This window comes from Maribacter sp. UH1 (assembly GCF_056839145.1).
In genome coordinates this window covers 4,576,465-4,598,418 of the sequence record NZ_CM166387.1, presented here as the reverse complement: position 1 = coordinate 4,598,418, position 21,954 = coordinate 4,576,465, and the positions used below count along the sequence as shown (strand labels likewise).

Genomic DNA, 21,954 nt, shown 5'->3' with positions numbered 1-21,954 from the left:
TGGATATAATCCATAATCACTATATTTGATGTATCGAGAATGCTAAATACTTGATTGATACCAAGCTATATTATGGAAAATGAATTGACATTAAAACGATTTACGGATTTACGACGGGAACTGGGTTATACACAGGCGGATTTTGCTGCCTTGATTGGTGTCTCTAGTACAACTGCAGATATAGAACGAGGTAGGACTAAACTTTCCGGTAAAGTGGTTTCAGAATTATTAAAACAATTCAAGATTAATCCGTTGTGGTTATTTGGCGAGAGTGAGGAACAGTATTTAGAGACTTCTAAGACAAGTGTAATACCTAAGGTAGTAACGGTAGATTCTGCCAATAGGGATAACATGGTTTTGGTGAATGCAAAAGCAGCGGCAGGATATCCACAAAATATATCCGATACCAGTTGGTATCAACAATTACCAGCTTTTGATTTACCTATTCCTGAATTTAGAAATGCAACCTATCGCGGGTTTCAAGTAGAGGGTGATAGTATGTTGCCTAATTTACATCCGGGTGAGTGGGTTTTAGCTAGGGCAATTGAACATATAGATTATGTAAGCGCAAACAAAATGTACGTGGTAGTTTTACAAGATTCTATAATGGTTAAAAAGGTTGAGAAGCGACCAAATTCAAATAATGTAACGTTGATTTCTTTGAACGAAACATATCCACCTTATGATATTAAGCCTTTTCAAATTCAAGAAATTTGGGAAGTAAGTAGCAAAATAACGTTTAATGTAGATGCTACTACCGATAGCGGACTACTACGACAATTACAAGAGTCTATGAAAGAGTTAAAAGATCAATTACAACATGTTAAGAAGGTTAATTAAACTATAGGTTTAATATTTTTTAATATACATTCCACTTTCTTTCAGCTTAAATCCTAAGCTTTTATAAAGAGAAATTGCAGCGGTTCTGTGGTGACCGCTAAATAATAATACATCATCTAGTTTTGATGATTCTGCTTGTTCTAATAGTTTTTCCATTAGCTTTCTTCCAATGCCCTGACCTCTATAATCAGAGGAGACAACTACGTCTTCTATCATACCTTTATGACCGGATACTACCTTGTATTTTGCCATCATAGCAATACCAACTAATTTATCTTCATCCATACAGATTACGGCCTCAGTGGTGTTGTAATCAGATAATGCACTCGCAATATCCAATTGCGTCAAATCTGCATTTAACTGCTTATAAAGTTCCGTAAGTTGAGATTGCAGGTCTGACGTCACCTCATTTAGTGTTATTAATTTAATTTCCATATGCTAAAATTTTCTTTAAGAACTTAAAATTACTTCATTTTTCATCATTTAGGTAATCCATGTAAACATTCTAAAATGATTATATTAAGAAAAATAAAATCTCCTCCTATTATGAGAATGCTATTATTCGTTTGTGTATTACTTTTTTCCTTTTCTTCAAATAGTCAGACAGAAGGTGAAAGATTACGTATAGGATATACTTCTGCAGCACCCTTTATAGTGAAAAACGGAGAGCATATTGAAGGGCTTAATGTCTGGTTATGGAAAAGGGTAGCTAATGATTTAAACCTGGAGTATGAGTTGATACCCATGCAGTTCTCTCCCATGTTAGATTCTTTACGTTCTGGTGGGATTGATTTAAGTATAAATCCGTTAACCATTACCAGTCAGCGTAGTAAAGAAATGGAGTTTACGCATTCTTTCTATGCTTCTAATGCAACCATAGCTATAGCTGAAGTTTCTTCAATAGATAGGTTAAAGTCTTATTTAAGGGGTTTTTTAAATGTTGGATTTCTAAGTGGTTTGTTGATTTTACTGTTTGTTATATTCTTGTTCGGGGTATTGGGTTGGCTATTTGAACGAAAAAGAAACCCGGATGTATTTAGACCGGGAAGTAGAGGACTATGGGACGGTATGTGGTGGTCTGCCGTAACACTGACCACTGTTGGATATGGAGATAAAGCTCCCGTTACCAAATTTGGAAAAATTACCGCTTTGGTTCTAATGTTTGGCGGACTACTGTTTATCTCAGGATTAACAGCAAGTATAGCATCTAGTTTAACTGTTAATCAGTTAACCAATAACCCAGACGGTTTTAATGAGTTTAAGGATAGGGCAGTGGGTACTATTAAGAACTCGGGTACGGAAAATTTCTTATCGGAACATTTTTTTAAAAAAATACATACTTATACAAATGTACCAGCTGGTTTAAAAAATTTGAACCAAGGTAACATAAACGCATTCATATACGATGAGCCTATTTTAAAATATGCCATTCAAAGAGATTCTACGCTACATAAATTAGAATTGTTACCTGTAAAGTTCGATATACAGTTTTATGCATTTGCACTCCCCAAAACACATGTAGAGTTAGAGCAACGCATAACTCAGCGAATTCTCGAAATTATAGAAACCGAAGAATGGGATATCGTTTTAAATGAATATGGATTGGCAGAATTTTAGCCTTTACGGCGTTCTAATAATACCATCATCATTAAGCTTAATATGATAATATCATCATCATTACCGTTCAGTTTTTTTACTTCACTAACCTTAAAACGGCGACCAACTAATGATTTTTCTTTAGATAAACGCACCACTGTCTCATTGTTTCCATTGATGACCAAGTAAGCGGGATTAAGAAATAAACCTGTAAATAGGTTGATAATAGGAATTTGACCAACCAAACCGTCCATTACTTTAACCCAGGCATTTTCTTCTCTAATGGTATACTTTAATTGTTTATTTTGATCAAAAACCTCATAATGCGCTTTCCATAAAGAAGCCCATCCTTTACGACCTATTTTGCCAAATTCCTTACCAGTAGGGTCAGAAAAAGAATAGCATGCAGAGAAGTCAATCCACCTATCAGCTTTAATATTGTAAAGTAAATTGGTTTTACTGTCATTTTCATAAACACCAACATTCTCCTTGAATTTAAAAAGCTTTTGCTTTACATAAGCAACCATTTTTCCATTGGCGTCTACGGCTGAGAAATCATTTGATAAAGTGCCAATGTGGAAAGTAAAATCTAAAGGAAATTTATAATCTTGCATGAAGTTGATTTTATGTTGGTGTCCTAAGCTAACTCAGTTAGCCATATTATATTATGTTTTAACAAATAAAATAGATGTTAGCGCCCACTAACTTCGCCCATAGAAATAGAGAGTGGACCAAGTTTATGTTGTGTAGGTAAAAAGACGCCGCTTTCTGTTTTAACCCATTCTTCCCATGTAGCTTCTACACCGCCAATAGGTATAATTTTTGTCCAAAGTTTAAAACTCTTAGGTCTTCCGCTGGGTTCAATAATCCACATATAAGAATCTCCCGGGGTATCTCCGCCTCGGGTATATGTAACCAATAATGCTTCTGAACCATCTTTCATATCTACTAAATATCGTTCGGTACCTCGGTCAAAAGCTTTAAAAGGAGCCACAAGCCAGAAAGAATCATTATTAAAATAGCTTTGTGCTTTTTCAATTAAGTCTTGTGTTTTTTCATATGCAACAGGTACATTATTAATAGCTGCTGTGCTGGAAGAAGGGGTTATTAGATCTAATTGAACGACAATGTCGTCCCAAGAAACGGTAACAATCTCTTTCTCTCTATTCCAGATGTAATGGTGATCGCCTCTGAAAGACCATTCCAATACCTTTGTGTTGTTATAATTTTTATAATTAAGTGCATCGAACATTCTGTATGCTAAAGCATCCGCTTCTGGTCCAGATTCTCCAGTAGGTAAAGGTTCGTTATAGAGGTAATATAAGACTCCATAGCCTATTATGGCTAGTAAAATTAGAATACCTAATAACTTAAATAATTTTTTTAGCATAATGTATTTAAATATTTCAATAATAAATTGTTGTATAAAGTATATAACCTTATTAAATTTAATTCAGAGTTGATTAAAAACCTACAGCGGCATCATCTCCACGTTTATCAGCACCCCCTTCAAGTTTTCCATTTGCTAAAACGCGAATAGCATCAACTTTACCTATAATAGGTGTTCTTTCTTCATTAATAATATATCCTTTAGATTTCATTTCTTCTTTTAATTCAGCAGAAAATCCGTCCGGTTCAAAAATGACCATATCTGGTAACCATTGATGATGAAAACGAGGAGCGTTAACGGCATCTTGCATGCTCATTTTAAATTCATATCCATTTAAAATAGTTTGTGCCACAGCAGTAATTATTGTAGATCCTCCTGGAGTTCCAACAACCATCCATAATTTACCGTTACGTTCAACAATAGTTGGGGTCATACTGCTCAACATTCTTTTTTCAGCAGCAATACTATTTGCCTCGGCTCCTACAAGACCAAACATGTTGGGTACGCCTGCCTTAGAGCTGAAATCATCCATTTCATTGTTTAAAAAGAAACCAAGTTCATCTGAATATAATTTAGAGCCGTAAGCGCCGTTAAGTGTTGTGGTGACCGATATGGCATTACCTTCTTGATCTACAATAGAGTAGTGGGTGGTTTCCATGCTCTCTACGATCTCTATATTTCCATGTTCAACTTCGGAAGATTTAGTAGCCTTTTCAAAAGAAAAGTTAGCCATTCTTTCGGCTAGGTAATCGTCACTCAATAATTTATCATACGGAATTTCAACAAAGTCAGGGTCCCCTAAAAAGTAATTTCTATCAGCATAAGCTCTTCTAGAAGCTTCTGTGAATAACTGAACCATTTTTGGAGAATTGTGACCAAGTTTTGCAACGTCATGTTTTTCCATCATTTTGAATATTTGGTTGATGGTTACGCCACCACTACTAGGTGGGCTCATAGAAATAATATGTAAATCTTTGTAGTTGAAGGTAATTGGGTCTCTCCATACCGCCTGGTATTTTTCTAAATCATCTTCAGTAATATACCCCCCTTTTTCTTGAATGAAAGCGGCTAGTTTTTGAGCTACTTCACCTTTATAGAATCCGTCTCTACCATGCTTTGCAATGCTCCTAAATGTATTTGCCAACGCAGGATATTTTATGGTGTCATTAGTTTTGAAGGCAGTAGCAAACTTAGTGCTGTCACTGTTTACCTCTATAAATTTATCGCGTTGGCTAGCTAGTCTTTTTTCTTGATTAGCGGTTACCACAACACCACGTTCCGCTAAAGCAATCACCGGAGCCATGATTTCCTCTAAAGGAAGTGATCCAAACTTTTTATGCACTTCAATAATACCTGCAACTGTACCGGGTACACCAACGGCAGTGGCGCCTAAAGTACTTTTACCGGGAATAACGTTACCCAATGAATCTAAATACATGTCTCTGTGAGCAGATAAAGGAGCTTTCTCCCTATAATCTAAAGCACCAACTTCACCATCTGCTTTTCTATACACCATAAAGCCGCCGCCGCCAAGATTTCCTGCAAATGGATATGCGACCACCAAAGCCATTTCTGTGGCTACCATGGCATCAAAAGCGTTACCGCCTTTTTCCATAATATCACTTCCTATTTTAGAGGCTTCTTCGCGAGCAGATACTACCATTGCTTTTTCTGTAACTGTGCCTGTTGGGGTCGCAGGATTCTCTTTGCAACTGCCTAGAATAACTAAGATGGCAAGTGAAATTGTTGTTTTAAATTGGTTCATAAGTGTATTAAATTAAAAGTTTAGGTAGATTGATTCAAAATTTTGATATTAAATTATTTATATTATAAATATTGAGCCTTAATTTGATTTATTGGTTAATGAAATTGATTATGGAATTCTTTCTTTTGGGTATATTAAAGTCTAATTGGTCTTTTATAAGTGAAATTAATTTTGTCATTACTTTAATACTTCAAACATATATTCATTATCACTGGTTGATGATCTGAAAGTAGTTTCAAGGTTTATATAGTTAATCAAATCATCATTGTATTCAGAAGAAAAATTATAAATTAAATTATCTGCATATAATGGTTTCATTTTAAATTGACCATCTTGCCTCAATAGAATGCCATGTCTTGCAATATAAAAGGTATTTACCAATGTCGCTTCAGATGAAACGACACGAGTGTCATGTTCGTAAGGACTCAAAGTACCGGTTATGTTTATGATTTCACTTTTAGAAATATTTATAGTTGCAGGTTGTTCAAATTCCGTTTCTAAAAACATTGATAAATTAATTAATGCGGTGTTTTGTGATGTAAGCTCGTAAATGTTTAATTCTTTACCTTCAACATCCTTTAATACATTCGGTATTTGAACATTGACCCATAAGGTGTCACCAACGGTAAACACATTTTTATCATCTTGTATAAAAATAGTATTTGGAACTTTTACCGTATAATCATCATAATTTGGTTCATTTTCTTCCTTACAACACATGCTTGCACAAAGAATATATAACGGACAAAAAACGTAAATTAAGAATGGCTTTAACATTATGAAACTATTTATTTAAAGAATTGAATTTTTGTTTTGAGAAAATAATCAGCTCTTTGAAGAACTCGGTAAATTCAGCTTCAAAAGCATCATAATGCTCTTCAAGGTCAATGATGGCAAAATTCATTTTAGATTTATTATTCGTTCTACGGTTCATACCGTTCAGTACACGAGCAATTCCGTCCATTTTAGAATAGTTAAAAATCCAATTATCAGCAATCATATAAGGCATCATCTTTTTAACCCCAATAGGTAATATTTCGTAATTGTCTTCTAAGAGGTCGTAAAAATTATCTACAAAAACATCCAATGGGATATCTGAATATTTAGACCAATTTTTGGCTAAAAAGTGATCGTAATAGATGTCAACGATAACCCTACTGTAATGGCTGTAATTTGCATGAAGTCGTTTGCTGCTTATTTTAGGAATTGGATGAGAGTCGGTATAGGTGTCTATATGTCGATGTAATTTTATTCCCTTTTGTACCTTATTAGGTAAGTGATCAAATTTATTGGCACGTATGCTATCGGCTATAAAGTTTCCTATCGTAATTTCTTTGTCGTTGAAAGAAAGAAATATGTGTGCTAAAAAATTCATTGGATTAAATTACGCTTCTAAAGTCTAATTTACAAAGAAGGGCAATAGTGATAAGTATGATACGTTTATATTTGCAAAAAACTTATTAAGATTATATGACACTAATAAAATCTATTTCAGGAATACGTGGAACCATTGGAGGTAAGCCCGGTGACAATCTTACACCTATTGATGCGGTAAAGTTTGCCGCTTCTTACGGAATTTGGTTAAAAGACTATTCTAAAAAGGAGAAGTTGAAAGTAGTTATTGGTCGTGATGCACGTTTGTCTGGCGAGATGATTCAAAATCTTGTAGTTTCTACTTTAGTTGGTTTGGGTATAGATGTAGTAGATTTAGATTTATCTACAACACCAACTGTTGAAATAGCGGTGCCAATGGAAAAGGCGGATGGAGGTATCATCTTAACGGCAAGTCATAACCCAAAACAATGGAATGCACTTAAACTATTGAATGAAAAAGGAGAATTTTTAGATGCTGCCCAAGGTGCTAAAATTTTGGCAATAGCTGAAAAAGAAGATTTCGACTTTTCAGATGTAGATTATTTAGGGGTTATAAATAAGAATGACAGTTATATAGATATACATATAGATGAAGTTTTAAACCTGTCTTTGGTAGATGCCGAAGTGGTAAAAAAAGCGAAATTTAAAGTTGTGGTTGATGGAGTGAATTCTACAGGAGGAATTGCGATACCAAAACTTTTAAAGGAATTTGGCGTTGAAGTGGTTGAGTTGTATTGTGAGCCAACCGGTCATTTTCCACATAATCCAGAACCATTAAAAGAACACTTAAAGGATATTTGCGATTTAGTAGTTAAAGAAAAAGCTGATTTCGGTATCGTTGTAGATCCAGACGTTGACCGTTTGGCATTTATAAGTAACGATGGTGAAATGTTTGGTGAAGAATACACCTTGGTGGCTTGTGCAGATTATGTTTTGGGTAAAACCAAAGGTAATACGGTTTCTAACCTATCATCTTCACGTGCTTTAAGAGATATTACACAAAAGCATGGTGGTACTTATGAGGCTGCGGCAGTTGGTGAAGTTAATGTAGTTACTAAAATGAAAGCAAATAATGCCGTTATTGGTGGTGAAGGTAATGGAGGTATCATTTATCCAGAAAGTCACTACGGTAGAGATTCATTAGTAGGTACTGCATTGTTTTTAATGTTAATGGCTGAAAAAGGTGGTACAGTGGCAGAGCTTAGAGCTAGCTACCCAAGCTACTTTATGAGTAAAAAGAAAATTCAGTTAACACCTGGTTTGGATGTTGATGGTATATTAAAGTCAATGGCAGAAAAATATGCATCTGAAGAACTGTCTACTATAGATGGTGTAAAGGTTGACTTTGCTGAAAACTGGGTGCATCTTAGAAAATCTAATACGGAGCCTATTATTAGAATTTATACGGAAGCTAAAAGTCAGACCGAAGCAGATGGTCTTGCAGATAGAATTATTGGAGAAATTAAATCTATAGCCGGTTTATAATCATAGAACCAGTTGTGAAAATAAGAAACCGGAAGTAGTTCAACTACTTCCGGTTTTTTCTTTTTATCCTTTTAGTTTACATCGGCAAATGCTGCAGGTTTTTTACCTCTATGTTTCCATCGTTTGTGGGTCCATAGGTAATATTCTGGTTTTTCTCGAATTTGCTCTTCGGTGAGTCTTAGGAATTTGTCCGTGATTTCATGTTCTCCGGTTTCTTTACTATTTATAGCAATAGGGGTAAACTCTGCTTTGTAGTGTCCGCGCTTTACCTTACTAACTTTAAGGAAAACAGTAGCCAATCCTGTTTTACGTGCCAATGCTTCTCCGCCGTTAAAAATTGGTACGGTGATACCCATAAAATCTGTCCAATAATGAGCTCTGTGTGCTTGCGGAGATTGGTCACTGACCATACCGTAGGTAGCACGGACATTATTTCTAAAATTATGAATAACCGTTTTTGCAGTTTGTGCCTGGGTAATTAAAGTGGTATTCCAGCGGGCTCTTACTTTTCTAATAAATTTATCAAAATAAGAGTTGTTTATTTTTTGATAAACCGCATATCCTTTAGAGTTAACGTAATTGTTAATGCTTACATTCCATTCCCAATTGGCATAATGTGCGCATAAAATAATAATGCTTCGTTCTTTTTCTATCTCCAGTAAAACTTCTGGATTAACAAGGTGGTATTTTTTTGCAACGGCCTCCTTGCTTAAATTCATGGTTTTTACCATTTCTAAAAACATATCACAGAGGTGTTTGTAGAAATCTTTTTCAATACGATGTATTTCTTCTTTAGACTTGTCAGGGAAAACTAAGTTTAAGTTTTCTTGTACCACTTTTCTTCTATAACCAAATACACGGTATATGAAGAAACAGGCAATATCAGATAAACCGTAAAATAGACGATGTGGCAAAATGGAAACTACCCATAAAAACGGATAAATTAAAACAAAGGCCAATAGTTGCATTCTCAAAAAAAATTATGGACAAATATAGTTATATTTGACGCCAAATAAAGGGCAGATAATGTACAACATTGATATAGCGACCATAGCAATAATAGCGGCAAATGTATTAGTGTCAATGAAGGGATTCAATGATACTACTTTTTTTGAACGATATAAATTCAGTATTGGTGCTATAAAGGCGGGGCAAAAAGATCGTATGGCAACTTCGGGATTTTTGCATGTAGATATTTCCCATTTGCTTTTTAATATGCTAACCCTTTATTTTTTTGCGGGTGTCGTAATTAATTGGTTTGATACTACAAAATTTCTGATTATTTATGCCGTAAGTCTTTTAGGAGGTAGCTTGTTGGCATTAAGTTTCCATAAAGATGAACCCTATTACTCGGCAGTTGGTGCCAGTGGTGCAGTAACGGGTATTTTGTATTCGGCGATTCTTCTTCAACCAGACATGAGATTAGGTATCATGTTTATACCGATTCCTGTCCCTGCATATGTTGTGGGTATTGGTTATTTGTTGTATTCTATTTATGGTATGAAGAAAAGATTGGGTAACATAGGGCATACGGCACACTTTGGGGGTGCAATAGGCGGTTATTTAACTACACTCTTGTTTATGCCAAGTTTGTTACAAACAGATACGCTAATGGTGGGCTTACTAGCATTACCAATTTTATTGTTGTTGGTCCTAGAAAAAATGGGTAAGATTTAAGCTACTTTGTACATTTTTATAGATAAAGTGTATGATTTACGCTAAAAAAGTGCATTTCATCGTATTTCCCTGTGTATAGACAACAATCGCAAAGGTCGGGTCGTTATTGCAAAAACCCCGATTAAAATGAATTTACCCCTATCTGTAAGAAAAGTATGTTTAACTGCTGTAACTGCATCTTTGTTTATAGCAAGTTGTAGCGATGAAACAACAGTTTTTGAAAACCCTGAAGATAATTTAGTAAGTGAAACTGATCAGTCTAAGCTAGATAATAGTGTTAGCTTTGAGCGGGCCGGTGTTTTGGATATTTTTGAAGATCCGATTAACAGTGCTAAAAGATCAAGTGTTACAGGAAAAGACGAAGAAGAGGAAGCAGGTGATTATCCGCTTTCACTTGTAGCTCAGATTGAACCACCTACATTCACAAACGGTGAAAACCTAGCCGCTACCCATGTTGCTTTAGATGGTGATTATGGCTACGTATCATATAATACAGTTGGTCTAGACTACGTTGGTGCTATAGATGTAATTGATATTAGTGACCCTACAAGTCCAAGGGTAACCTCTAGAGTATATTATACAAATGCAGATTTAAACTCAATTGCTTATGACAATGGATATATATATGTAGCCGGTGGTGTAGATTCTGAGCAATCGGTTACCGCAACGGCTAATTCATTGGTGGCTAAAATTGCAGTAAGTGGTGGTAGAATGAATACTTCTAATATTTCATACGGTTTTCAAGAAGGCTTTAATGCTACTGATGTTCGTATAGTAAATGACAATGTAGTTGTAACAAGTGGTCAAGATGGCTTTGTAGTCGTTTATAATAAAACTGACCTAAGTGTATTGAACGAGGCTGCTTTTTCAGATTTACGTTCTGTAGCATATAATGGGAGTGAAATGGCTGTTTTAGATGCCGCGCAAGGTGTTAGCTTCTTAGATCAAAATTTGAACACTACCCGTAGTATCGCTATTAATTCTGATTTTGGAATAGATGCCAAACGTACTTTGGACTTTTTGGATGAAAATATTATTGTTTCGGAAGGAACAAAAGGTGCCGGGGTATATAATGCAACTTCAGGAAGTTTTGTAGAATATTTGCCTATTTTAACAAGTCCGGAAAATGCGGAGCCAGGTGAAATAGTTACCAATGGTGTAGCGGTAAACGAAAATGTGCTGTTAATGGCTAACGGTGCCGGCGGATTAAGTCTTTCTGAAACTAATAATGACAACACTGTTGGTGTTGGTGTAATTGAGCTAACTGGTTCAATAAATTATGTAGCAACAAAAGGTGATTATATTTTTGCTGCATCAGGTAAATCAGGATTTCAGATTATTAAACTTAATAGACCTAGCGATAGCTTAACAGAGCGTTGTTCAGATTTAGAAAGTTATTCCGGTAGTGCAAATTTAAACGTAAACGGCGGCGACGATTTTGCATATAGAGGGTCTAAAAGATTCAATAGTATGAACATTGGAGGCAATTTGTTGCTATGTGGCTCTTGGACCGTAAAAGAAGGTGTTAATATCAATTCAAATGGATTGTTTGAGATGAATGGAACTATAGTGGTTGGTAGAAATAATAGCCAAAGAAATATTACTGTGAATGCAGGAGCAACTCTAAGAGTAGAAGGTAATTTAACCATATATGGTAATTTAACTCTTAATGAAGGTGCTACTATTGAATTTATAGGTGATGATTCTGTAGTTAATATCTTTGGTAATGTTACTAGAGGAGCGAATACTACAGTGGATGGTACTTTTAGAGATGTAAGAGATGTATTTTAATTAATAAGTAAAGACATAAAAAAAGCCCGAACATAAAATGTTCGGGCTTTTTTTTAATATTATTTGAAAACCTAGTTCAGTAACTCTGCAACTTTAGCTTCAAGAGCAGGACCTCTTAAGTTTTTGGCAACGATAACACCGTTTTCATCCAATAAGAATGCAGCGGGTATGGCATCAACATTATAAAGCTTGGCAATTTGATCGTCAAAGTAAGCAATGTTAGAAATATGGTTCCAAACCAATCCGTCTTCTACGATAGCTTTTTTCCAAGCTTCTTCTGTTCTATCCAGCGAAACACCTAAAACGTTTAGACCTTTGTCATGGTATTTGTTATATACTGCCACAATATTAGGGTTCTCAGCTCTACATGGTCTGCACCATCCTGCCCAAAAATCAATTAAAGTAACTTTTCCCATTACATCTTTCAAGGCAAGTTCAGTTCCGTCAGGGCTAGGACCTGAAAATTCAGGAGCCTTTGCGCCAATACTAGAGTTTTTACCAGCTGCCTCAGAAGCCTTTAGTTTTTCAATACCTTCTTGTATTTGTTTTCCAGGTTTAGAGTTTTTAATCTCTTCTGAAAGCGTTTTGTAAATATCTTCAGCTTCCTCTAGTTCAACTGCTTTGGTAGCAACAGCTCTATCTAATACTAAGGCTGAGATTAACGCTTTAGGGTGACTTTTTACATAGTCAAGTTCAAAAGTTTTATACTCCTCTTGAAGTTCTTTCATTTCATCTTGTAGTGCCAATGCAGACTCACCAGATGCAGCTTTCATATCTTGTTGTATAGATTGTGCTTGAAGAGATATTTCTCTTGATTGCTCCATATAATCTGCGAAAGTGTCATTTTGGAAGGTTCCACTTATATCTGCAAAGCCCATACTATCTCTTTGAGCACTAAATTGAATTTCTCCGTTTTCAAGTATTACGGCAGTATAGCCAGGCAATTGTTCAACAAAGATATAATGAAGCTCAGGAATATCGGATTTTCCGGTAAAGGTAAATTCACCATTTGTTGTAGTAGCGGTATCAACTTCCATGGGTTGATTGTTTTCTCCTATTTTCTTCAAGAAAACACGAGTGCCATCTGTCATTTCACCTCTCAACTTACCATTTAGGGTAAAGCCTTCTGGCTTTGAGTTGCAGCTAAACAATAAAACGCCTGCAAGCAGTATTAAAATACTATTTTTCATAAATTTCACTTAGGTTAAGTTACAAATGTACTTATATATAGGATATAAAAAAAGACCCTTAACGCAATGGTTAAAGGTCTTTTCAATATCGTTATAACTGAGATTAAAACTGGTAGCGTATACCGAGTCCGATATCAAAATCAAAATTATCCGAAAAACCGTCGTAACCTACTACTCCAAGCTCTGGTCTAAAATCCAATGATATAATTAATGGAATGTCAAAGTTGTATTCTATACCTACGTCGCCAGCGGCAAATACAAATAATCCACCGTCATCTCCAGGGAAATCAACACTTCCTAATCCGCCTCCAACGCCATAATACCATTGAAAATCTCCTTCTATTGGACGAACCCATTGGTAAAGCCCTGCAATTTTAAACGCATTAAAATTTCTACTATCTCTCCATCCTAGGTCAAATTCAACCCTGGTGTCTCTTGTTAGTGATTTTTGATAACTGATTTCTGCTCCAAATCCGTCACTATCCCCTAATCGTAATCCTAATGCATGATTAGATATTTCTTGTGCGGAAAGCGAACAGGTTGCCATAAAAATGAATACGGTAATACCTTTTAAAATCTTCATATAGTTATTCCTTTTTGTGATGAAAAATGAGCCGATTTGTAATGTGGCTCACACAATAAAACTTAATTTAGCAATCAAAATTGTGTTACGTTGGATAATAATTCGCTGTTAAAGTTACGACAAGATATAGAGGGAGATGTACGATTTGATAATCTTACGAAGACTATTTATGCTACAGATGCATCGGTTTACCGAAAAATACCTCTAGGGGCAGCTTTTCCAAAGAGTGTTGATGATATTAAAAAAATCATACGCTTTGCCAACGATGAAAACGTAGCACTTATACCAAGAACTGCAGGAACTTCTCTAGCTGGACAATGTGTAGGTGATGGTTTGGTGGTTGATGTGTCAAAGCATTTTACGGAAATCATAAGTCTAGATAAGGATAAGAAACAAGTAACTGTTCAACCTGGAGTTATTAGAGATGAGCTGAATCAATTTCTAAAACCATATGGATTGTTTTTTGGACCTAATACATCAACATCAAATAGATGTATGATCGGTGGTATGGTGGGTAATAATTCTTCTGGTACTACATCTATACAATATGGGGTAACTAGAGATAAGGTTATTTCAATGAAAACCATACTTTCAGATGGTAGTGAAGCTGAATTTGGAAGAATATCAGCAGCAGATTTCAAGCAAAAACAACTTGGTAAATCACTTGAAGCATCACTTTATAACAACATTTTTAAAGAGCTAGATAATAAAGGCATAGCATCTGAAATAAAAGAACATTTTCCTAAGCCTGAAATTCACAGAAGAAGTACTGGATATGCCGTAGATGAATTATTGAAATCAGATATTCTAGGAGGTGAATTACCGTATTTTAATATGGCAGAATTGCTGTGCGGAAGTGAAGGTACATTAGCTTTTACAACAGAAATTACCGTTCAATTAGACGACCTTCCGCCGGCATTATCTGCAATGGTTGTTACGCATTATACCTCTTTGGAAGATTGCTTAATGGATGTAGTTCCTGTAATGGAGCATCCGTTGCAACTATGTGAAATGATGGATAAAGTCATTTTAGATTGTACAAAAAATAACCGGGCGCAATTAGCAAATCGTTTTTTTGTAGAAGGTGATCCGGCAGCATTATTAATGCTACAAGTTTCTGCACATACAGAAACTGAATTGAAAGAAGCGGTAACGTCATTACAAAAAACCATAGCCAAATCTGGACTCAGTTATTCCAATCCTGTGTTATATGGAGATCAGATACCAAAAGCGATTGAGCTAAGAAAAGCAGGGTTGGGTCTGTTAGGTAATATAGTTGGGGACATGAAAGCCGTTGCCTGTATAGAAGATACCGCGGTAGCCTTGCCGGATTTAAAGGATTTTATTGCGGAGTTTTCGGTAATTATGAAAGGTTATGGTCAGAGCGCGGTATACTATGCTCATGCAGGTGCTGGTGAACTGCACTTAAGGCCTATTCTAAATCTTAAAAAATCAACAGATGTAAGTTTGTTTAGAAACATAACCACAGATGTTGCCAAATTGACTAAAAAATATAAAGGTTCATTTAGTGGGGAGCATGGTGATGGTATTGTCCGTGCGGAGTTTATCCCTATAATGATAGGTGATAAGAACTATGAACTTCTAAAAAGGATTAAATCTTATTTTGATCCTAAAGGTATTTTTAACCCAGGTAAAATTGTAGACGCCTATCCTATGGATAAGTCGTTTAGATACGAAGTTGACCGTAAAGAACCGGAGATAGAGACATTGATGGATTTTTCGGATAGTGAGGGAATACTAAAAGCAGCTGAAAAATGTAATGGAAGTGGTGATTGTAGAAAGACCCACCACATGAACGGTGGTATGTGTCCAAGTTACCACGCAACCAAAAATGAAAAAGATACTACTAGAGGTAGGGCAAATACCTTAAGAGAGTTTTTGACGAACCCAAGTAGTTTGGCAAAGAATAGTTTTGATAGTCCTGAAATTAAGGAGGCGTTTGATCTTTGTTTAAGTTGTAAGGCTTGTGCAAGTGAGTGTCCAAGTAATGTAGATGTATCCACTTTAAAAGCAGAGTTTTTATATCAATATCAAGAGGCTAACGGGTACTCTTTAAGAGGTAAATTGTTTGCATATAATACCAAGCTAAATGGATTGGGGAGTAAGGTTTCTGGTTTAACAAATGCTGTTTATGATTCCAAATTTCTAGGCGGATTATTAAAAAAGACTAGCGGAGTAGCTAAAGAACGAACTTTGCCAAAAGTTTATAGTTTTAATTTCGATAAACATCTTCAAGAATATGGTAGTCAGTATACTAAGTCAAAGAGTAAAGTAGTTTTATTTATAGATGAATTTACTAAATACTTAGATATTGAAGTAGGTAAAGATGCTATTGAATTATTATCTAAACTAGGCTACGAAATTGAATTGTATTATGCGGAAAGTGGAAGAACATTTCTTTCAAAAGGCTTTTTAAAGCAAGCTCAAAAGTTAGCGATTAAGAATACGCAAGAATTAAAAAAGTTTGCAGATGCAGGTTTGCCTATTTTAGGTTTAGAGCCTTCGGCCATTTTGTCTTTTAGAGATGAATACAAACGTATGACCTCGGATAAAGAGATGGCGCAGAAGATAGCAGATAATTCATTTTTGATAGAAGAGTTTTTAGCAAAGGAAATAACAGAAGGCAATTTAAAATCATCTGATTTTACAGATGAAGCTAGAGATATAAAAATTCATAATCATTGTCACCAAAAAGCATTGAGTAATCAAAAAGTAACTTTTGATGTTTTGAATTTGCCCATAAATTATAAGGTCACCATTATAGCATCTGGTTGTTGTGGCATGGCGGGCTCTTTTGGTTATGAAGAAGAGCATTATGAAACCAGCATGAAAATTGGGTCTTTGAAATTATTCCCTGCAGTGAAAAAATCATCTGCAGAAACAATAATTGCAGCCAATGGTACTAGTTGTAGGCATCAAATATTTGATGGTACCAAGAGAATAGCCAAACATCCAGTAAGTATATTGAAAGATGCTTTGGTGTAATTCTTAGTCATTAAGACCATTTCTTTCATTTTGATTCAGTTCCCTGGTCTTACGTTGTGTAATGGTAGCTATAAGCTCGTTCATGTCCATAGACTTAAGTTCTTCATCCATATAGAATGAAGCTAGCTTGTCGTTTTCGTAACGGTAGAGTTTCCAACGTTTAAAAGAATATTCAAGGGCTGTCATATGCTTAACCCAATCTCCAGAATTTAGATATAGGCATTCTCCCTTTTTTGTTTCAAAAAGTTGTTTGTTAGGTGCATGGCTATGTCCACATACGACATGGTCAAAATGCTGTTTTATAGCCATTTTAGCTACATTTTTTTCAAATAAGGCTATTTGTTCAGGGTCACGATTACCATGTTCTAATTCTGGATTGGAGAATGGTTTATTTTTCTTTCCAAATAATTGCAGTCCCTTGGTTTTTAGTTTTGCTAGTTTTAATAAAACATCAAAACCTGCTCCACCAAAATTTAGTAGCCATTGGGAGTGACGAAATGAAAAATCGAAAATATCACCATGAAAAAATAATGTGTTTTTCCCATTAAGTTTTAATGTAAGTCTATCGGAAACTTGTATTGCTCCCATGTAAATGTCGTCTATCTTACGAAAGGGCTCATCACGATTACCGGTAATATAGTGAACAACGGTACCTTTGGCAGCCAATGAGAATATCTTCTTTACTACCTTAAGATGAGAAGGAGGAAAGTAGTTATTGCGCATTTTTTTTGCATCAAGTATATCCCCATTAAGAATAAGAATCTTAGGGTCTATGCTAGATAGATATGTCAATAACTCCTCTGCATGACATGCATATGAGCCTAAGTGAACATCTGATAAAACAGCTATTTCGAGACGGCGTTTTTTCAAGGGGATAATTTTAAGGACAAAATTAATCCTAATGGTATACGTGGTGGTTATTTAGTTGGTCAACAATTTTTAATCATAAGGTTAAATAATCATTATCACAAAAGAGTAAGGTTAAGCTAATATTAAGCACTTTTTAAATTTTTCTTTCCAGCATTTAACATTTACCTTTGAAGCTAGTTGAATTGTAAGTTTACAATCTGTATTATATTATTTAGAACGTACATATTATGGCAGGAAATACCTTTGGAAACATATTTAGGGTAAGCACTTTTGGAGAATCTCATGGAAAAGCAATTGGAGGGGTTATAGATGGCTGTCCATCAGAAATAGAATTAGATTTTGATGCCATACAGAATGATCTTAATCGTCGTAAACCAGGACAATCTGCCATTGTAACCCAAAGAAAAGAGCCAGATGAAGTAGAGTTTTATTCAGGAATTTTTGAAGGTAAAACTACGGGAACACCAATAGGTTTTGCGATTCATAATACAAATCAAAAATCTAAAGATTACGGACACATAAAAGATTCTTACAGACCATCACATGCAGATTACGTGTATGATAAAAAGTATGGATTTAGGGATTACCGTGGTGGTGGTAGAAGTTCTGCACGTGAAACGGCAAGTAGAGTAGTGGCAGGAGCTATTGCAAAACAGTTTTTGAAAGGGATAGAAATACAAGCTTTTGTATCTCAAGTTGGGGATATGAGTTTGGGTAAGCATTATACTGAATTAGATTTATCGTTAACGGAAACTAATGATGTACGTTGCCCTGATCTAGAAATGGCTTCTAAAATGGAAGAATATATCAAGTCTATTAAAAAAGACGGAGATACCATTGGCGGAATTATTACCTGTGTCGCCAAAAATGTACCGATTGGTTTAGGAGAACCGGTTTTTGATAAACTTCATGCAGAATTAGGCAAAGCAATGTTATCTATAAACGCTGTTAAAGGATTTGAATACGGAAGCGGATTTGAAGGTGTGAAGATGAAAGGTAGTGAACACAACGATCAATTCAATAAAGATGGTTCTACAAAAACTAACTATAGCGGAGGTATACAAGGCGGAATTAGTAATGGTATGGATATCTATTTTAACGTAGCTTTCAAGCCCGTTGCAACCGTAATTCAAGGCTACGAAACAATTGATAAAGAGGGTAATACCGTTAAAACTCAGGGTAAAGGTAGACATGATCCCTGTGTGGTACCTAGAGCAGTACCAATAGTTGAGGCTATGACTGCATTGGTTTTGGCAGATTACACCCTATTGAACAGGACCATTAAATTATAGGTTCCGTTTTTAGCACTTTTCCTTGCAAAATACTATCTTACTTCCCTAAACTAATTTATATATGAGGAAGCTTGAGTTGCATTGGCAAATTCTAATAGGAATGTTAGCGGGAGTTTTATTTGCTTTAGCCATGGTTCAATTAGAATGGGGGCCAAAATTCATTTCAGATTGGATCAAACCTTTTGGTAATATTTTCATCAACTCATTAAAGCTTATTGCCGTTCCTCTTATTCTAGGTTCATTGATAAAAGGAGTGTCCGATTTAAAGGATATCTCTAAACTTTCTCAAATGGGCGGTCGTACAATCGGTATATATATTGCAACTACGGTTATAGCTGTTACCATTGGTTTAGGTGTAGTGAACATTGTAAAACCCGGTGCATCTATTACGGAAGCAACCAGGATGGAATTGGTTGAAAATTATAAAGGTGATGCAGATGCTATTAAAACAAAGGCTGATAAGCAGAAAGAGGCTGGACCTTTACAAGCTTTAGAGGATTTAGTTCCAAGTAACATCTTTGCGGCAGCTTCCGATAATGGGAATATGCTACAAGTTATATTCTTTGCCATTTTCTTTGGTATAGGGTTGATATTGATACCTGAAGAACAAGCAACACCTGTTAAAAAATTCTTTGATGGATTTAATGAGGTTATTTTAAAGCTAATAGATTTAATAATGCTTGCGGCTCCATATGGTGTATTTGCGCTATTGGCGGCATTAATCGTGGAATCCCCAAGTTTAGATTTGTTTAAAGCATTGGCGTGGTATGCTTTCTGTGTAGTATTAGGACTGGCATTGATGTTGGGTGTTTATCTTCTTTTGGTTTGGGTATTTACTAAAACTTCACCAAGCACCTTTATGAAAGGTATGTCACCTGCTCAACTCCTAGCTTTTTCTACGAGTTCAAGCGCTGCAACCTTACCGGTAACTATGGAAAGGGTAGAGGAGCATTTGGGTGTAGATGAGGAAGTAACTAGTTTCGTACTTCCAATTGGTGCAACAATTAATATGGATGGTACAAGTTTATACCAAGCCATAGCTGCAGTATTTATTGCGCAAGCTTTTGGTATGGAATTAAGTTTGTCTGCTCAACTAGGAATTATAGTTACAGCAACTTTAGCTTCTATAGGTAGTGCTGCAGTACCTGGAGCCGGTATGGTTATGCTTGTTATAGTCCTTGCGCAAGCAGGGATTCCTGAAGCAGGTTTAGCGTTGATATTTGCGGTGGATAGACCATTGGATATGTGCAGAACGGTAATTAACGTATCAGGTGATGCATCCGTTTCTATGATGGTAGCAAAATCCGTTGGCAAGCTAAATGAGCCAAAAGTTAAGAATTGGGATGACAATTATAAGAAGTAAATTTATTTCTTCTTAGATTTTTTGTCATTCAGTTTATCGGCAGCATCTGTGGCGTCTTTGTAATTAAGGTCATCGTCTACAACCTCCTTATAAGCTTGGACCCATGCGTTTCTAAATATTCTTGAGACTGTGGGCCAAATCTTTGTTTTAACGTTGTTAAGGTCTCCCTCTACGGGTATTTTAGTTGCTAAGGTATCTTTCTTGTGATTTTTTAGAACGAACTTAAAAAAACCTACAAAACCTTCCCATAGCGTTTTAAGAAATCCATCGTCCTTACCTATTAGCTTGGCATCTTTTAAAATAGGTTTAAAAGAACCTTTCATATATCCATCTGCAATAGCTAGCTCTCCAAATAAATCAAAAGAACCTTCATCAAAATCGATACCTGCATAATAGTTGGTAAAATCATTTAAGGCTTTAGCAGTGGCGTTTTCTAGACTAAAGGACATATCCATATCAGGAATCTCCTTAACCAAGTTCATATCCCCATCTAATATGACATCTCCATTTCCAATTGATGTTGCTGTAGCATGAATGTTAGAAGGTAGCGTTCTTGATTTTTCAACGACGTTTCTAAGATTGGATGCAGATAATTCTACGTTAGATAAGTGTAAATCAATATTTGGATCTGCTTGTAATTGTAAAAACGCAAATTTGCCATTTTTAATAGTGAATTGGTTAATGTCTATAGGAACTAAATCTGTAAGTGCTTTAGACCAATCCTCGGTATCGGCAACCCCAGTGGTGTCCTGTTGATCTTCAAATACATATAGTATGGTTGGTTCTGTCATTTCAATTTCACTTACTATTTTTCCATGAAAAAGCGCGTTCCATTCTACTGAAATGTCGGTTTTTTTAAAGTCTAAAAAAGGAAGTTCAGTATTACCATTCACCGTGTTTAGGTACATGCCGTGTATGGTATAAGCTCCGCGAATAATAGATAAATCAATATCTTCTACTTGGCCGTAGTAACCAGGTATGTCGGCAAGAACTTTATTTACGTAATTTTTTACAAAATAGGGTAGGGATAAACGAATTACAACGAGAAGTACAATCAATACTACCGGTATCACATATCTTTTTTTCTTATAACGTTTCCTATGTACTTCACTCATAAAAATAAATCTTTATTTCAAACATTGATAAGATAAATGAATGAAAATAAAAGTGTTGGGTTGCAAAGTGATAGGGGTAAAAGTTTTAATATTAGGATTAAAAATAGCTTTAAGGGCTATTAAAGTGACATTTAAATGAATTTGCTCTTTAATTCTTCGGTAGGTATCATGCAAGCCTCTTTTTTACCGTACCATTTGTACCTATTTGCGGCAATAAAATCGTATACGATATTCCTAAATGACTCCGGAAGCCAAAGTAAAATGGATGAAATTGTGCGAAGTCCTTTCAGATCTTTCCCAATTTCCAGCGCTGCGGTAGATTTTGTGTAATAGGCGATATTGGGTATAATAAGAATGATGGAATCAATTTCATTAGTATCGATATTTCGCTCGGCCAATAATTTTTCACCTGTTTCGCTTTGAATAGCTGCATATCTAAAAATATCATTTTCATCTCGTTTAATAGCAAACTGAACACTACTGTTGCAAAGGTTGCAAACACCATCAAAAAGAATGATTTTTTTATTTGAATTCACATTGTAAAATTAAAACAATTTTTAATCAACATCTCACAACTTTTCTATAATAAACATCTCGTGTTGTATAACAAAATTAGT

General features: G+C 35.4%; 20 protein-coding genes. 8 read left to right on the top strand and 12 right to left on the bottom strand.

Annotation, left to right across the window (positions count from 1 at the left end):
- Positions 1 to 72: 72 nt before the first annotated feature.
- A complete protein-coding gene (locus tag UH1x_RS20045) occupies positions 73 to 840 on the top strand; it encodes an XRE family transcriptional regulator (RefSeq protein WP_036154788.1) in 768 nt (255 codons plus the stop codon).
- A 9-nt stretch (positions 841 to 849) separates the two neighbouring features.
- Here UH1x_RS20045 and UH1x_RS20040 read toward each other — a convergent pair whose 3' ends face one another.
- On the bottom strand, positions 850 to 1,275 hold the full coding sequence (locus UH1x_RS20040; RefSeq protein ID WP_482623920.1) for a GNAT family N-acetyltransferase: 426 nt from the start codon (positions 1,273 to 1,275) through the stop codon (positions 850 to 852).
- A 75-nt stretch (positions 1,276 to 1,350) separates the two neighbouring features.
- Between UH1x_RS20040 and UH1x_RS20035 the strand changes: the two genes are divergently transcribed.
- Positions 1,351 to 2,457 carry a transporter substrate-binding domain-containing protein gene (locus UH1x_RS20035; protein ID WP_482623918.1) on the top strand — a complete coding sequence of 369 codons (1,107 nt, stop codon included), beginning with the start codon at positions 1,351 to 1,353 and terminating at the stop codon, positions 2,455 to 2,457.
- Here the strand turns inward: UH1x_RS20035 and UH1x_RS20030 are convergent.
- The 5 genes from UH1x_RS20030 to UH1x_RS20010 all read right to left on the bottom strand — a co-directional run bounded on the left by UH1x_RS20030 (position 2,454) and on the right by UH1x_RS20010 (position 6,966).
- On the bottom strand, positions 2,454 to 3,050 hold the full coding sequence (locus tag UH1x_RS20030; protein WP_482623917.1) for an LURP-one-related family protein: 597 nt from the start codon (positions 3,048 to 3,050) through the stop codon (positions 2,454 to 2,456). The two genes, UH1x_RS20035 and UH1x_RS20030, sit on opposite strands and share 4 nt — an antisense overlap.
- A gap of 77 nt (positions 3,051 to 3,127) precedes the next feature.
- Positions 3,128 to 3,826, bottom strand: a complete 699-nt coding sequence (locus UH1x_RS20025; RefSeq protein WP_482623915.1) for a hypothetical protein — start codon at positions 3,824 to 3,826, stop codon at positions 3,128 to 3,130.
- A gap of 73 nt (positions 3,827 to 3,899) precedes the next feature.
- Entirely contained in the window at positions 3,900 to 5,591 is a 1,692-nt protein-coding gene (ggt, locus tag UH1x_RS20020; protein WP_482623913.1) for a gamma-glutamyltransferase, read from the bottom strand.
- Between the two features lie 177 nt (positions 5,592 to 5,768).
- Positions 5,769 to 6,311 carry a hypothetical protein gene (locus UH1x_RS20015; protein WP_482623912.1) on the bottom strand — a complete coding sequence of 181 codons (543 nt, stop codon included), beginning with the start codon at positions 6,309 to 6,311 and terminating at the stop codon, positions 5,769 to 5,771.
- Between the two features lie 64 nt (positions 6,312 to 6,375).
- The gene (locus UH1x_RS20010; RefSeq protein WP_482623911.1) at positions 6,376 to 6,966 is read right to left on the bottom strand and encodes an acyl carrier protein phosphodiesterase; all 591 of its coding nucleotides are present in this window, start codon (positions 6,964 to 6,966) and stop codon (positions 6,376 to 6,378) included.
- A gap of 95 nt (positions 6,967 to 7,061) precedes the next feature.
- Between UH1x_RS20010 and glmM the strand changes: the two genes are divergently transcribed.
- A complete protein-coding gene (gene glmM, locus UH1x_RS20005) occupies positions 7,062 to 8,450 on the top strand; it encodes a phosphoglucosamine mutase (RefSeq protein WP_482623909.1) in 1,389 nt (462 codons plus the stop codon).
- A gap of 71 nt (positions 8,451 to 8,521) precedes the next feature.
- Here the strand turns inward: glmM and UH1x_RS20000 are convergent, their stop codons facing one another.
- Positions 8,522 to 9,418 carry a lysophospholipid acyltransferase family protein gene (locus UH1x_RS20000; protein ID WP_482623907.1) on the bottom strand — a complete coding sequence of 299 codons (897 nt, stop codon included), beginning with the start codon at positions 9,416 to 9,418 and terminating at the stop codon, positions 8,522 to 8,524.
- Between the two features lie 58 nt (positions 9,419 to 9,476).
- Between UH1x_RS20000 and UH1x_RS19995 the strand changes: the two genes are divergently transcribed.
- The gene (locus UH1x_RS19995) at positions 9,477 to 10,127 is read left to right on the top strand and encodes a rhomboid family intramembrane serine protease (RefSeq protein WP_482623905.1); all 651 of its coding nucleotides are present in this window, start codon (positions 9,477 to 9,479) and stop codon (positions 10,125 to 10,127) included.
- A 126-nt stretch (positions 10,128 to 10,253) separates the two neighbouring features.
- Positions 10,254 to 11,918: an LVIVD repeat-containing protein gene (locus UH1x_RS19990; protein WP_482623903.1), complete on the top strand. Its 1,665-nt coding sequence runs from the start codon at positions 10,254 to 10,256 to the stop codon at positions 11,916 to 11,918.
- Between the two features lie 71 nt (positions 11,919 to 11,989).
- Here the strand turns inward: UH1x_RS19990 and UH1x_RS19985 are convergent, their stop codons facing one another.
- Together UH1x_RS19985 and UH1x_RS19980 are read right to left on the bottom strand one after the other, a co-directional pair.
- The gene (locus UH1x_RS19985; protein ID WP_482623901.1) at positions 11,990 to 13,108 is read right to left on the bottom strand and encodes a redoxin domain-containing protein; all 1,119 of its coding nucleotides are present in this window, start codon (positions 13,106 to 13,108) and stop codon (positions 11,990 to 11,992) included.
- 103 nt (positions 13,109 to 13,211) lie between these two features.
- Positions 13,212 to 13,691 (bottom strand): hypothetical protein, encoded by a 480-nt coding sequence (locus tag UH1x_RS19980; protein WP_482623900.1) that lies wholly within the window; start codon positions 13,689 to 13,691, stop codon positions 13,212 to 13,214.
- Positions 13,692 to 13,781: 90 nt separating this feature from the next.
- Here UH1x_RS19980 and UH1x_RS19975 point away from each other — a divergent pair, with 90 nt between their 5' ends.
- Positions 13,782 to 16,697, top strand: a complete 2,916-nt coding sequence (locus tag UH1x_RS19975) for an FAD-binding and (Fe-S)-binding domain-containing protein (RefSeq protein ID WP_482623898.1) — start codon at positions 13,782 to 13,784, stop codon at positions 16,695 to 16,697.
- 3 nt (positions 16,698 to 16,700) lie between these two features.
- Here the strand turns inward: UH1x_RS19975 and UH1x_RS19970 are convergent, their stop codons facing one another.
- Positions 16,701 to 17,567: a UDP-2,3-diacylglucosamine diphosphatase gene (locus UH1x_RS19970; protein WP_482623896.1), complete on the bottom strand. Its 867-nt coding sequence runs from the start codon at positions 17,565 to 17,567 to the stop codon at positions 16,701 to 16,703.
- 227 nt (positions 17,568 to 17,794) lie between these two features.
- Between UH1x_RS19970 and aroC the strand changes: the two genes are divergently transcribed.
- Complete coding sequence (gene aroC / locus UH1x_RS19965; RefSeq protein ID WP_482623894.1) at positions 17,795 to 18,859, top strand: chorismate synthase; 1,065 nt, start codon at positions 17,795 to 17,797, stop codon at positions 18,857 to 18,859.
- Positions 18,860 to 18,920: 61 nt separating this feature from the next.
- Entirely contained in the window at positions 18,921 to 20,222 is a 1,302-nt protein-coding gene (locus UH1x_RS19960) for a dicarboxylate/amino acid:cation symporter (RefSeq protein ID WP_482623892.1), read from the top strand.
- Positions 20,223 to 20,224: 2 nt separating this feature from the next.
- Here the strand turns inward: UH1x_RS19960 and UH1x_RS19955 are convergent, their stop codons facing one another.
- Both UH1x_RS19955 and UH1x_RS19950 read right to left on the bottom strand, forming a co-directional pair.
- Positions 20,225 to 21,337 (bottom strand): AsmA family protein, encoded by a 1,113-nt coding sequence (locus UH1x_RS19955; protein WP_482623890.1) that lies wholly within the window; start codon positions 21,335 to 21,337, stop codon positions 20,225 to 20,227.
- 131 nt (positions 21,338 to 21,468) lie between these two features.
- Entirely contained in the window at positions 21,469 to 21,873 is a 405-nt protein-coding gene (locus UH1x_RS19950; RefSeq protein ID WP_482623889.1) for a thiol-disulfide oxidoreductase DCC family protein, read from the bottom strand.
- Between the last annotated feature and the right edge of the window lie 81 nt (positions 21,874 to 21,954).